A 12,013-nucleotide genomic window follows, 5' to 3' on the forward strand; every position below is an offset into this window, starting at 1 on the left:
ACGATCGGCAGGCACGACGGATGTACCCTGCCTGACGATCTTGAATGGCCCCGACGTGCAATCGTCGGGGCCATTGTGCGTGGTAAGGCTGGCCACTTTTGGCAAAGGCCTCGGCGTGGTCGGACGCGGCTGATTTTATTGCGGTTGTAAGGAAAGACCGCACGAACGCGGTCTTGCAGTCCAATGGGCCGGGACCAAATAGTTTTGGGATCAAATTTTTTGTCCGGTCCGGTCTGGTCACGAGCTAACCACATCCAGGAAGGGCCGCTCACTATTAAAATTTCAGTCCTAAATAATTTCAGTCCTAAATGGAACGCGCCGGCGACCTATCGTCCGATGCGCGCTTTGCTGACGTGTGCCTAGAGCGCAGGCCGAAGGGCTGTCATTCTGCGCAGCCCTTGTTGCTGCCCCGCATCGTTCGCCTTGCTATTCGGTGAAAAGTCAAACGATTGCGCTATCATCGATGACCGTCAAACACCGGGCTGTCACTCGTCAATTCAATCTGCGAAGCTGTGACACCCCAAATGCGCTTGTAAGCAAACAAGCGTGAAGGAAGGGTTCGCAATGGAGAAGGTGCGACGCTTGCGTGCGATAAGTTCGCTGTGCCGGCAACAGGCCGCGTACAACAGCATAAATGGAAGCTGCTCGCAGAAGCAGAGTACTGGGATCACCTGGCCCATCTTGAGCTGTCTTCCTACTTCCAACAATGCAACGCCATTAGCTCGAATGAGATAGAGCGGCCTCGATCAATCACAAACACGAATGACGCTGGACCGAAGGCGATTTCGGCCACGTGAGGACGGAGCAAGGCTGTCGTTTGCATTCCGCCACCGCACGTCTCACAGAGAGAAGTGGCCTGGACACGCATGCTCTCGTCGAGCTGTGAAGCAGGGCAGGGCGATTGCGGTCACACCACGTCGTTCGGCTGCTGCGCAAATGGCCACGAGAGAATGCCGAGAGAACGCGACCTCGTCCTCACGGGCTTGCGACCTGTTCCAGCGCGTTGAAGCGTGCCTTCTGCTCGCTGCTCAGCGTGGCATAGAACTCGTCAAGAGTCGGTTCGACCAGCTTGGCGGCCGTCAGCATGGCTTCGAGCCGGTGCTGCATCGCTTCCAGCCGTCCGACCGGCGTCAGCGGTACATCGTTCGGGCAGGCCGCCTGCAGGTGATCGACGCCCTTGGCCGTCGCTTCGCTGAGGCGGTCGAGCGCTTCCTTCTGCTTGCCTGCGGGGTGCAGCACTGCCTCGATCCTTTGGATCGGTAACTGGGTCAAGCCGGACTTCGGATCGCCGCAGCCGTCGGCAGTGGTTTGGGCACTGGCTTGCTGCGGCAGGGAGCGCTCGCCGACATTGGGGCCGAGCGCGTTGAAGCGCGCCTGCTGCTCGTCACTGAGTGAGCTGTAAAAATTCTCCAGTGCCGGCCGCACGATCTTGACGGCTTCCAGCGTCGCGCTGATGCGGTTCATCATTGCGCGCAGGCGGCCGGGTGGAGTCAGTGCATACGTCTCTGCGCAGGAATCCTTGAACACACCGGCAGCGTTGGCCGCCGCGGTCTTCAGCTCGTCGAGCAGCGTGCGTTGCTCCGGTGTCGGCCGTACCGCCCGCGCGATATCGGCAAGCGGCCAGGCGGTGACGCCCTTGTCCGGTGTGCCGCACAATTGCCGCAGCGTCTGGGGGCTCACGCTGGCGCCTCGAGGAGCGCGGGAGCCTCCGCCGGCTTGCGGATAGTCATACGGGTTGGTGCTGGCATAGGCGGAATAGGGGCTGTCACCACCCCAGAACACGGTGTCGACGAAGTCGTCGTACGCGTACGCCCAATAGCCGGGCTCGTAGGCATAGGACCAGAAGGTGTAGTCAAAAATGTCGGAATAGGCGTAGGGCCAGAACACCGGCCCAAGCCATGCCACGAAGGCCGCGGGATGGCGGTGGCGCCAGGCCTGCCGGGGCGCCCAGCCGCTCTGGCGGGTGATGAGAGCCGCCTGGGTTTGCGAAGTGGCCTGCTCGCGGAAACGCTCGGCAAATCGCCCGCGCCCGGCGGCTCGCCCTGCGGCAGCCGCTGCAGCAGTTGCCGCGGGAGCCTGTCCCAGCCGCTGCTGGCGCGCCAGATCGGTTTGCTGCACACGCTGCTCACGCTGGAGCAAGCGGTTTTGCGTCTGGAACATTCGTTGTTGCTGGCGTTGCGCCCGCGCACCTTCAGGCTTTTGCGACTGCAATTGCTGCACGCGCTGCTGCAGCCGATCGATGCGGGTCTGGCGCTCCGCGGTCTGGCGCGACAGCACCTCGCGCTGCCGCTGCTGCACCACCTGCTGGCGCTGCTGGATCTGCAGGTGATGCTGTTGCGCGCGTTGATCGATCTGCTCCCGTCGCGACAGCCGCTCGCGCGCGGCTGGCGGTCCGCTGGGGCGCAAGGGGGCGGCGATGTGCGGCGTCGGCCGCGGCCCCATGGCCGGACGTTGCGGTGCAGGCGGCGCCCGATGGAATTCAGGTCGCGGCGCCGCCACGTGCGGGGCAGCCCGCGGCGGTGCAGCGAAGTGGGGGGCCGGACGCTGGGGCGGTGAGGCGAGGTGCGGCGCCGGATGCGGCGCCATGGCCGGTCGCTGCGGCATGGAAGGTGGATGGAATGCGGGGGCGGCGGGGCGCACCATGGCCGGCGGCGCCGGCGGACGGGCCATGGCAGGTGGTGCGGCTGGCCGAACTGCCGGCGCTGCGGCCGGCCCGGGTGGTCCACCCCTTCCGTGTCCCTGAGCGGACGCGCTGACGCTCGCCGCCAGCATCGAGGCACCAACCAAAAAGGCCGTCAGGCAAACGCCATGCGGAAGCATGCTCGTCGCTCCCAGCTCGATATCACCCACAATTCTCAACGCACAGGTGGCGGAATCGTTCGTCGTTGGTCGCAGCCGGCAATTGCGATCTTCCGACGCAGGCAGGCTCTAGGAGAAATCCTGCGTCAGGATCGTCGCGAACTGCTCCAGTGCCCCGTCGACCTGAGCGCTGGTGATCACCAGCGGCGGGGCGATGCGGATGGTGTGCTCATGGGTGTCCTTGGCGAGGATGCCCTTGCCCTGGAGCGCCTCGCAGTAGCGGCGCGCGCGGCCGGCTTCGGGATGCAGCTCGACCGCCAGCATCAGGCCGCGGCCGCGCACGTCGCGGATCGTGTTGGCGCGGATGGCTTTCAAGCCTTCGAGAAAGCGCGCGCCTTGCGTGGCTGCGTTCTCGATCATGCCTTCTTCCACCAGCACGCGCAGTGCCGCGCGCGCGACCGCGCAGGCGAGCGGGTTGCCGCCGAAGGTTGAGCCGTGTTGCCCGGGTCGCAAAGTCCCGAGCACGTCGTTGTTCGAGAGCACAGCCGACACCGGATAGAAGCCGCCGGACAAGGCCTTGCCGAGCAGCGTCACGTCAGCCTCGACGCCTTCGTGCTGTTCGGCAAGCAGCTTGCCAGTGCGGCCGAGCCCGGTCTGGATCTCGTCGAGCACCAGCATGACGTTGTTGGCCGTGCAGAGCTTTCGCACCCCCGTGAAATAGCCGGGTGGAGGAATGATGACACCGGCTTCGCCCTGGATCGGCTCGACCAGAAAGGCGACGGTGTTTTGCGTGATCGCTTCTTCCAGCGCCGCGGCGTCGCCGAACGGGATAATCTTGAAGCCCGGCGCGAACGGCCCAAAATGGGCGCGGGTCTCGGGCTCGGTTGAAAAACCGACGATGCCCAGCGTGCGCCCGTGGAAATTGTTGGTGCAGACGATGATCTCGGCCTGGCCGTCCGGCACGCCTTTCACCTCGTAGCCCCATTTCCGCACCGACTTGATCGCGCTTTCGACCGCCTCGGCGCCGCTGTTCATCGGCAGCACCTTGTGCGAGCCGGTCAACGCCGCGATCTCTTCGTAGAACGGGGCGAGCTGGTCGTTGTGAAAGGCGCGCGAGGTCAATGTAAGCCGGCTCGCCTGTTCGACCATCGCGGCCAGGATTTTCGGGTGGCAGTGGCCCTGGTTGAGAGCCGAATAAGCCGAGAGGCAATCGAGATAACGGTTGCCCTCGGTATCCCACACCCAGACACCTTCGCCGCGCGACAGGACGACCCCGATCGGCTCGTAGTTGCGAGCGCCAAAGCGTGCTTCGGTTGCGAGGAAATCGATGACCGAGGAGCTCATCTTCGTCACTCCATTGCTGCTTCGGCATTGGCCGTTGGCGAGGCGCGCGCTCCCGTCGATTTGCCTCCCCTTGTCAAATGGTTATGCGGATCCATAAGGCAATCTTCCGCCGAGGGCCCTCTACTGTGCATGGGGTTGTTTTCGACATCTTTGTTTCCGGCCTCAGCCGATTGCGCAAGGCACGCTCAAGAACCCGCGGAACCGCACCCGTCCACCCCTGACCGGCTGTCCGCTCACGGCATAGTTCGGGAAGCGCGCCAAGAAGCGTGAGACCGCGATGGCGCCTTCCAGCCGCGCCAGCGCCATGCCGGCGCATTGATGCGCACCGGTGGCGAAGGCGAGATGCCGGTTCGGCGTGCGCGCGATGTCGAATCTCTCGGGGTCGGGAAACTGCGCCGGATCGCGGTTGGCAGCTCCGATGCACAGCGTGATCGACGTGCCGGCATCGAGCATGACGCCGCCGAGCTCGACCCGCTCCGTGGTCATGCGGTTGCCGAGCTGGTTCGAGCTCTCGTAGCGCAGCGTCTCTTCGACCGCAGTTTTGATGAGGTCGGGGTGGTCGATCAGCCGCCGCTTCTGATCCGGATTGCGGTCGAGCGCCACGAGGCCGTTGCCGATCAAATTGGTGGTGGTCTCGTGGCCGGCATTGAGCAGGAAGATGCAGTTGTGCAGCAGCTCCTTCTCGGTCAGCCGCTCGCCGTTCTCCTCGCCCTGTATCAGGCGCGTCAGCACGTCGCGTTCGGGGTTGCCAGGCTTCGCTCGTCGGCGTGCGACCAGCGTTCGGAGGTAGCCGAGGAAATCCGTCACCGCCTTGTTGCCGCGGGCAGCGACTTCAGGTGACACCACTGGTTCGAGGGCACCGAGGATTGCCAGCGACCAGTCGCGCAGCGGCGCGCGCTCGTCATGGGGCACGTCGAGCAGATTGCCGATCACCTCGATGGGGATCGAGGCGGCGAAGTCCTCGATCAGCTCGCAGCTGCCCTTGGTGGCGATGGCATCGAGCAGACCGTCGACCAGCTTGATGATATCAGGCTCCATCCCGGCGATTGCGCGCGGCGACAGCGCGCCCATGATCAGGCGCCGCACGCGGGTATGCGCCGGCGGATCGTTGAAGACGAGGCTCGTGGTGTGGTGCTCGTAGAGCGGGGTGTCGCCGTATTTCGGCGCGAACTCGCGCTTCTTGTCCGAGCTGAACGATTTTGTGTTCTTGTAGGTCGTGACGAGATCGTCATAGCGGGTCAGGAACACGGTGCCGTTGCGCAGGCGCTTGACCGGCTCGTTCTCCCGCAGTGCACGATAGGTCGGGTAGGGATTGTCGTAGAATTCCGCCGTCAGCTTCTCCAGATCGAAACTGGCCGCCAGTTCGTTCGCACTTGCGTTCATGCCGCCATACTCGCCGGTTGAGTCCGATATGCTGTATTCGCTCTTTTGAGAGGCTCGGTTCACCGTCTACAGTCGAACCGCGATTTGCAAGCCGACCAGACAGGAAAATGCACGCCCGTGCTGACGCTGCCGACACCGCCGCCGAGTCCGGCACTCATTGGCCCGACGATATTTTCGCGACCTTGCAACGCTTCGACGTTCGGCAGGTGCCTTACGTACCCGACGCCGGCCATTCAAAGCTGATCCAGCGCGTGCTGGCATCGTCCACGATGCGTGGCATTCCGCTGACGACGGAGGAGGAGGGCGTGGTCTTCTCGCCGGCGCCTGGACCGGCGGACAGCGCGGCGTGCTGCTGATGCAGTCGAGCGGGGTCGGTAATTGCATCAACATGCTGTCGCTGATCCCGATCCTGCGCTTTCCCTTCCTCACCCTGGTGACCATGCGTGGCGAGTGGGGCGAGTTCAATCCGTGGTGCCGATGGGATCGACCACGCAGGGCGTGTTCGAGCTCTCGGGTGTCAAGGTGCTGCGGGCTTCGACCGCAGCCGAGGTGCCGGCCGTGCTCGAGGCGGCGGCCGCGCAGGCCTATAACGCCCTCACGCCCACCGCCGTCCTGCTGTCGCAGCGCCTGATCGGCGCCAAGGTTTTCACCAAATGAGCAAGGCCAATCTCCTCGACCGCCGTCAAGTGGTGTCCGCGCTTCTCGCGGACCGCAAGGATGTGGTTGCGATCGGCGGCCTCGGCGCCTCCACCAACGACATGTTCGCGGCCGGCGACCATGCCCGGAATTTCTACCTCTGGGGCGGCATGGGCGGGGCGGCGATGATCGGGTTGGGCCTCGCTCTGGCGCAGCCAAAGTTGCCGGTGCTGGTCATCACGGGCGACGGCGAGATGCTGATGGGCATGGGCAGCCTTGCCACCATCGGCCTCCAGAAGCCGTCCAACCTCTCGATCGCGGTGCTCGACAATGAAGCCTATGGCGAGACCGGCGGTCAGACCAGCCACACCGCCGCGGCCGCCGACCTCGTCGGCGTCGCCAAGGCCTGCGGCATCGGGGATAGCCGGTCCGTGACGACCATGGTCGCGGTCGAGGCCTTCGCCAAAGCCGTCCACGACGTCACCGCCGGGCCGCGCTTTGCCAACGTGAAGATCGACAGCGCCAATCTGGAGCGGATTTTGCCGAGCCGGGATGGGACTTACATTCTCAACCGGATTCGCGGCGACCTCGGTTTCCAGCCAATCTAGGCGCTCCCGTCCTGCACGGGGACCGTGTGGGCGAGGTCAATTTCCACTGGAATTACAACGCACTCAGGTTGCGATGCAGCATAGTGCTTGACTTTTGCGTGGGTGAGTGCTTACTCACTAGCATGAGCTCATTGCGTATGACGAGCGACCTGAGGCGTCAATTGATCCTCGGCGCCGCAAAGCGTTGCTTTGCCCGACACGGCTATACCGGCACCACGACCAAGAGCGTGGCGGCCGCCGCTGCCATTTCCGAGGCGCTGCTGTTCAAGCATTTCCCGTCCAAGGCCGCGCTTTACGCCGAAATCCTCAGCGACGAATGCGAGGCGGACCCGGCGCTCATGGAGCTGCTCGAACGTGAGCCGTCGACGGCCACGTTGGTCGAAGTGATCCGCGGCATGGTCGGGCATTTCATGCACATCGCCGATGGGCCCGACCAGGAAGAGGCCCAGCGCCTGCGATTGATGGCCACGAGTCATTTGGATGATGGCGAATTCGCTCGTTTGCTATATGCCAAGATCGAGACGCTGATCGGGGCGGCCTTCGTCGCCTCGCTCAAGCGTGCGGTTGCCGCGAGGGACGCGCGGCCATACAACGGCGAACCGCTCAACCTGTTCTGGTTTGCGCATCACACCGTGATGACGGCTGCGCTGACCAGGCTGCCGGCCACGCCGTGTCTCGCTTACGGCAAGGCGAACGACCTCGAGCGGCAGCTGTGTGAGTTTCTCCTGAGGGGTATCGGACTTAACGACGCCGCAATTGTTTCGCATTTGGGCCGCGATCAGGCCGGTTGTGTGGGCAAGACGGCGATTGCAGAGAGTGCATGACATGAACATCGTCACCGAACACAAGATTTCGGGCGAACCGATCGACAACAAGGCTCCCAAGCGTCCGGTCCGGCCGGTGCTCTGGTTCATCATCGTCGGCGCGCTTCTGGCGGTGCTCGTCGGTGGCCTCGTCTGGTTCAATTATTTCCGCGGCCAGATGATCAAGCAGTTCTTCGCCAACAACAAGCCGCCGCCGGTCGCGGTCAGCGCCGCCGAGGCGAAGTCCGAGGTGGTGCCGAACCTGCTGACCGCGGTCGGTGGGTTGTCCGCCGTGCACCAGGTCGACGTCAGCGCCGACGTCAACGGCCGCGTCACCGAGATCAAGTTCGAGCCAGGCACGCATGTCGAGGCCGGCACGCCGCTGGTGCAGATGTTCGACGCGCCGGAGCAGGGCGACCTCGCCAACTACAAGGCGCAGTCCACCGTCGCGCAGCTGTCGCTCGACCGCGCCAAGCAACTGGCGTCGCGCCAGTTCGGCCCGCAGGCAACCGTCGACACCGCGCAGGCCGCGTACGATCAGGCGCTGGCGGGTATTGCCAAGACCGAAGCGTTGATCTCGCAGAAGCTGGTCCGCGCGCCGTTCGCCGGCGATCTCGGCGTTCGCAAGGTCGAGGTCGGCCAGTATCTGACCGCCGGCACGGCCATCGTTTCGCTGACGGATCTGTCGGAGCTGTGGGCCAACTTCACGGTGACGGAAAAGGACTCGGGCAATCTCAAGGTCGGTCAGCCGGTTCGGCTGAAGGTCGACGCCTATCCGGGCCGCACCTTCGACGCCAAGATCACGACGATCGAACCGCAGATATCGAGTGACACCCGCAACATCCGCGTGCAGGCGACCATCTCCAATCCGGAGAAGATCCTGAAGCCCGGCATGTTCGTGACCACCACCGTGGTGCTGCCGGACAAGCCGGCCGTGGTCACCGTGCCGGAGACGGCGGTCGACTACACGCTGTACGGTGACTCGGTGTTCGTGATCACCGAGAAGAAGGAAGCCGACGGCAAGACCAGCCTGAGCGCGGTGCGCACTTTCGTGCAGACCGGCAGCCGGGTCGAAGGCCGCGTCGAAATCGTCAAGGGCGTGAAGCCGGGCGACAAGGTCGTCGCCGTCGGCCAACTCAAGCTGCAATCGGGCGCGGCGGTGTCGATTTCGACCGACCCGGCTCCGCAGATCCCGGCGCAGCCACCGCGCTACTGACATCGTACACGTTGCAGCATGATCCGGCACGGCCGGGTCATGCGTTTTGCAAGTCAAAGAAATCGAGATCGCCGCGATGCGCTTTACTGATATTTTCATCAAACGCCCGGTCCTGTCGGTCGTCGTCAGCCTGCTGATCCTGCTGATCGGTTTGCGCGCGGCGACGACGCTGCCGATCCGGCAATATCCGAAGCTGTCGAACACGGTCATCAACATCACGACCGTCTATCCGGGCGCGTCCGCGGACCTGATCCAGGGCTTCATCACCACGCCGATCGAGCAGGCGGTCGCTTCCGCCGAAGGTGTCGACTACATCACCTCGTCCTCGGTGCTCGGCACCTCGACGATCCAAGTCTACATCAAGCTGAACTTCGATCCGAACCAGGCGCTGACCGAGGTTCTGGCCAAGACGAACTCGGTCAAATATTTGATCCCGAAGGAATCCAACGACCCGATCGTCACCAAGACCACGGGCCAGACCACGGCCGTGATGTATCTCGGGTTCTCCTCCGAAGAGCTGTCGGGCTCGGCGATCTCGGACTATCTGACGCGCGTTGTGCAACCGGTGCTGTCGACCGTCGATGGCGTGGCCTCCGCCGACATTCTCGGCGGCCAGACCTTTGCGATGCGGCTGTGGCTTGATCCCCTGAAGATGGCGGGCCGCAACGTGTCGCCCGCAGATGTCGCGACCGCGATCACCGCCAACAACTTCCAGTCAGCGGCGGGGCAAACCAAGGGCTATCTCATCGTCTCGAACGTATCGACGAATACGGGCCTGACCGACGTCAACCAGTTCAAGAAGATGATCGTCAAGGCCAAGGACGGCGGCTTCGTGCGGATGGAGGACATCGCCACCGTCGAACTTGCGGCCCAGAGCACGGACGCGAGCGTCGCCTTCAACGGCGAGCACGCCATCTTCATCGGTGTGCAGGCAACGCCGCAGGGCAACCCGTTGACGCTGGTCAAAGGCGTGCGGGCGCTGTTCCCCGAGCTGGAGCGCAATCTGCCGCCCTCGATGAAGATGAAGGTCGCCTACGATTCGACCAAGTTCATCCAATCCTCGATTGACGAGGTCGAGAAGACGCTGGGTGAAGCCGTGATCATCGTGATCGTGGTGATCTTCCTGTTCCTGGCGTCGTTCCGTTCGGTGATCATTCCAGTCGTCACCATCCCGCTGTCGATGATCGGCGTCTGCACGCTGATGCTGGCGCTGGGCTTCAGCTTCAACCTGTTGACCCTGCTTGCGATGGTGCTCGCGATCGGACTCGTGGTCGACGACGCCATCGTCGTGGTCGAAAACATCCATCGCCATCTGGAGGAAGGGAAAACGCCAGTCCAGGCATCGCTGGAAGGCGCGCGCGAAATCGTGGGTCCCGTCGTCTCGATGACCATCACGCTCGCCGCCGTGTACGCGCCGATCGGTTTCCTCGGCGGCCTGACCGGCTCGCTATTCCGCGAATTCGCCTTCACGCTTGCGGGCTCGGTGATCGTATCCGGCGTGATCGCGCTGACGCTGTCGCCGATGATGTGCTCGGTGCTGCTGAAGAACACCGAAGAGGGTCGCTTCGCCAAGGCGGTCAACAAGGTGTTTGGCGCGCTGACGCGGTGGTATGGGCGCAGGCTCGACCGCTCGCTCGACTACAAGGCCATCACCGGCCTGTTTGCGGTGACCATCCTCGGGCTCGTCGGCTTCCTCTACATGCACACGTCGAAGGAGCTGGCGCCCGAAGAAGACCAGGGCATCGTGTTCGCGGTGACCAAGGCGCCGAAATACGCCAACATCGACTACGTCGACTTTTACGGCGAGAAGCTCGACAAGGAATTCCAGAAATTCCCCGAGACCGATCTGCGCTTCGTGCTGAACGGCATCAACGGCCCGCAGGGCGGTATCGCCGGCATGCTGCTGAAGCCGTGGGAGGACCGCAAGCGTTCGTCGATCCAGCTGAAGTCGCTGGTGCAGGCCGAGCTTTCCAAGATTGAGGGCGTGCAGGCGTTCGCGTTCAACCTGCCGCCGCTGCCGGGCGGCCCCGGCGGCCTGCCGGTGCAGATGGTGATCAACTCCACCGCCAGCTTCCAGACTGTCTACGAACAGATGGAGAAGCTGAAGGCTGCCGCCCGCAAGAGCGGAATGTTCATCGTTTCCGACAGCGATCTTGCCTACAACCAGCCGAACGTGAAGGTGACGATCAACCGCACCAAGGCGCAGGATCTCGGCGTCAACATGCAGAACCTCGGCAGCACGCTCGCCGTGCTGCTCGGCGGCAACTACATCAATCGCTTCAACCTCGAGGGCCGTTCCTATCAAGTCATCCCGCAGGTGCCGCGCGGTCAGCGGCTCTCGCCGGAATCGCTCGCCGGCTACTACGTGACGACCAACACCGGCCAGCAGCTTCCGCTGTCGACGGTGGTGTCGATCGAGACCAAGACCGAGCCGAATTCGCTGACACATTACAATCAGCTCAATTCGGCGACCTTCTCAGCGGTACCGATGCCCGGCGTGACCGTCGGTGCGGCGGTGGACTTCCTCGAGAGCGAGGCCAAAAACCTGCCGCAAGGTTTCAGCCATGATTATCTCGCGGACAGCAGGCAATATGTGCAGGAAGGCAACCAGCTCGCGATCACCTTCGGCTTCGCGCTGATCATCATCTTCCTGGTGCTGGCGGCGCAGTTCGAGAGCTTGCGCGATCCGCTGGTCATCATGATTTCGGTGCCAATGGCGATCGTTGGCGCGCTGATCCCGCTGTTCTTCGGCGTGGCGACCATGAACATCTACACCCAAGTCGGCCTTCTGACCTTGGTGGGCCTGATCACCAAGCACGGCATCCTGATGGTGGAGTTCGCCAACGAGCTCCAGATCAACGAACGGCTCGATCGCCGCTCCGCCATCGAAATGTCGGCCCGCATTCGTCTGAGGCCGATCCTGATGACCACGGCCGCGATGGTGACGGGCCTTATCCCGCTCCTGACCGCGACCGGCGCAGGCGCGGCGAGCCGCTTCTCGATCGGTCTGGTGGTCGTCGCCGGAATGTCGATCGGCACGCTGTTCACGCTGTTCGTGCTGCCGGCGGTCTACGTGGTGCTGGCGACCGACCATCGCGCGGCGGCCGATTCCGAGCGGAACAAACAAGTCAACGATCTCGACCTTGGCTCCAAGGCGCTACGGCCGACCTGAGGCCGCAGGTAAGCCAACCCGAGGGCGGCAGCGGCTAATCCGTTGCCGCCCT

The 12,013-nt window shown here is 63.7% G+C and carries 7 protein-coding genes and 1 pseudogene; 5 read left to right on the forward strand and 3 right to left on the reverse strand.

All coding sequences use genetic code 11. The features are described from left to right. Positions 1 to 975: 975 nt before the first annotated feature. The 3 genes from AC0L30_RS00815 to AC0L30_RS00825 all read right to left on the reverse strand — a co-directional run bounded on the left by AC0L30_RS00815 (position 976) and on the right by AC0L30_RS00825 (position 5,526). The gene (locus AC0L30_RS00815; protein ID WP_007593890.1) at positions 976 to 2,442 is read right to left on the reverse strand and encodes a Spy/CpxP family protein refolding chaperone; all 1,467 of its coding nucleotides are present in this window, start codon (positions 2,440 to 2,442) and stop codon (positions 976 to 978) included. A gap of 486 nt (positions 2,443 to 2,928) precedes the next feature. Continuing rightward, positions 2,929 to 4,143: an ornithine--oxo-acid transaminase gene (gene rocD, locus AC0L30_RS00820; RefSeq protein ID WP_007593888.1), complete on the reverse strand. Its 1,215-nt coding sequence runs from the start codon at positions 4,141 to 4,143 to the stop codon at positions 2,929 to 2,931. A 162-nt stretch (positions 4,144 to 4,305) separates the two neighbouring features. Continuing rightward, positions 4,306 to 5,526 (reverse strand): cytochrome P450, encoded by a 1,221-nt coding sequence (locus AC0L30_RS00825; RefSeq protein ID WP_007593886.1) that lies wholly within the window; start codon positions 5,524 to 5,526, stop codon positions 4,306 to 4,308. Between the two features lie 107 nt (positions 5,527 to 5,633). On the opposite strand from AC0L30_RS00825, the pseudogene AC0L30_RS00830 reads away from it, so the two are divergent. The 5 genes and pseudogenes from AC0L30_RS00830 to AC0L30_RS00850 all read left to right on the forward strand — a co-directional run bounded on the left by AC0L30_RS00830 (position 5,634) and on the right by AC0L30_RS00850 (position 11,961). Further along, a pseudogene (locus AC0L30_RS00830) lies at positions 5,634 to 6,183 on the forward strand (phosphonopyruvate decarboxylase). Continuing rightward, on the forward strand, positions 6,180 to 6,770 hold the full coding sequence (locus AC0L30_RS00835) for a thiamine pyrophosphate-dependent enzyme (protein ID WP_473403627.1): 591 nt from the start codon (positions 6,180 to 6,182) through the stop codon (positions 6,768 to 6,770). The pseudogene AC0L30_RS00830 and the gene AC0L30_RS00835 overlap by 4 nt, the downstream one beginning before the upstream one ends. A gap of 122 nt (positions 6,771 to 6,892) precedes the next feature. Continuing rightward, entirely contained in the window at positions 6,893 to 7,594 is a 702-nt protein-coding gene (locus AC0L30_RS00840) for a TetR/AcrR family transcriptional regulator (protein WP_007593882.1), read from the forward strand. A gap of 1 nt (position 7,595) precedes the next feature. Continuing rightward, the gene (locus AC0L30_RS00845) at positions 7,596 to 8,789 is read left to right on the forward strand and encodes an efflux RND transporter periplasmic adaptor subunit (protein ID WP_007593881.1); all 1,194 of its coding nucleotides are present in this window, start codon (positions 7,596 to 7,598) and stop codon (positions 8,787 to 8,789) included. 76 nt (positions 8,790 to 8,865) lie between these two features. Continuing rightward, a complete protein-coding gene (locus AC0L30_RS00850) occupies positions 8,866 to 11,961 on the forward strand; it encodes a MexW/MexI family multidrug efflux RND transporter permease subunit (protein ID WP_007593878.1) in 3,096 nt (1,031 codons plus the stop codon). Positions 11,962 to 12,013: the final 52 nt, after the last annotated feature.

This window comes from Bradyrhizobium sp. MI1.11, assembly GCF_055811255.1.

Coding starts and splice junctions, on each gene's coding strand:
- AC0L30_RS00840 (WP_007593882.1), top strand. CDS start 6,893: ATGAGCTCATTGCGTATGACGAGCGACCTGAGGCGTCAATTGATCCTC.
- AC0L30_RS00835 (WP_473403627.1), top strand. CDS start 6,180: ATGAGCAAGGCCAATCTCCTCGACCGCCGTCAAGTGGTGTCCGCGCTT.
- AC0L30_RS00815 (WP_007593890.1), bottom strand. CDS start 2,442: ATGGGGCCGCGGCCGACGCCGCACATCGCCGCCCCCTTGCGCCCCAGC.
- rocD (WP_007593888.1), bottom strand. CDS start 4,143: ATGAGCTCCTCGGTCATCGATTTCCTCGCAACCGAAGCACGCTTTGGC.
- AC0L30_RS00845 (WP_007593881.1), top strand. CDS start 7,596: ATGAACATCGTCACCGAACACAAGATTTCGGGCGAACCGATCGACAAC.
- AC0L30_RS00850 (WP_007593878.1), top strand. CDS start 8,866: ATGCGCTTTACTGATATTTTCATCAAACGCCCGGTCCTGTCGGTCGTC.
- AC0L30_RS00825 (WP_007593886.1), bottom strand. CDS start 5,526: ATGAACGCAAGTGCGAACGAACTGGCGGCCAGTTTCGATCTGGAGAAG.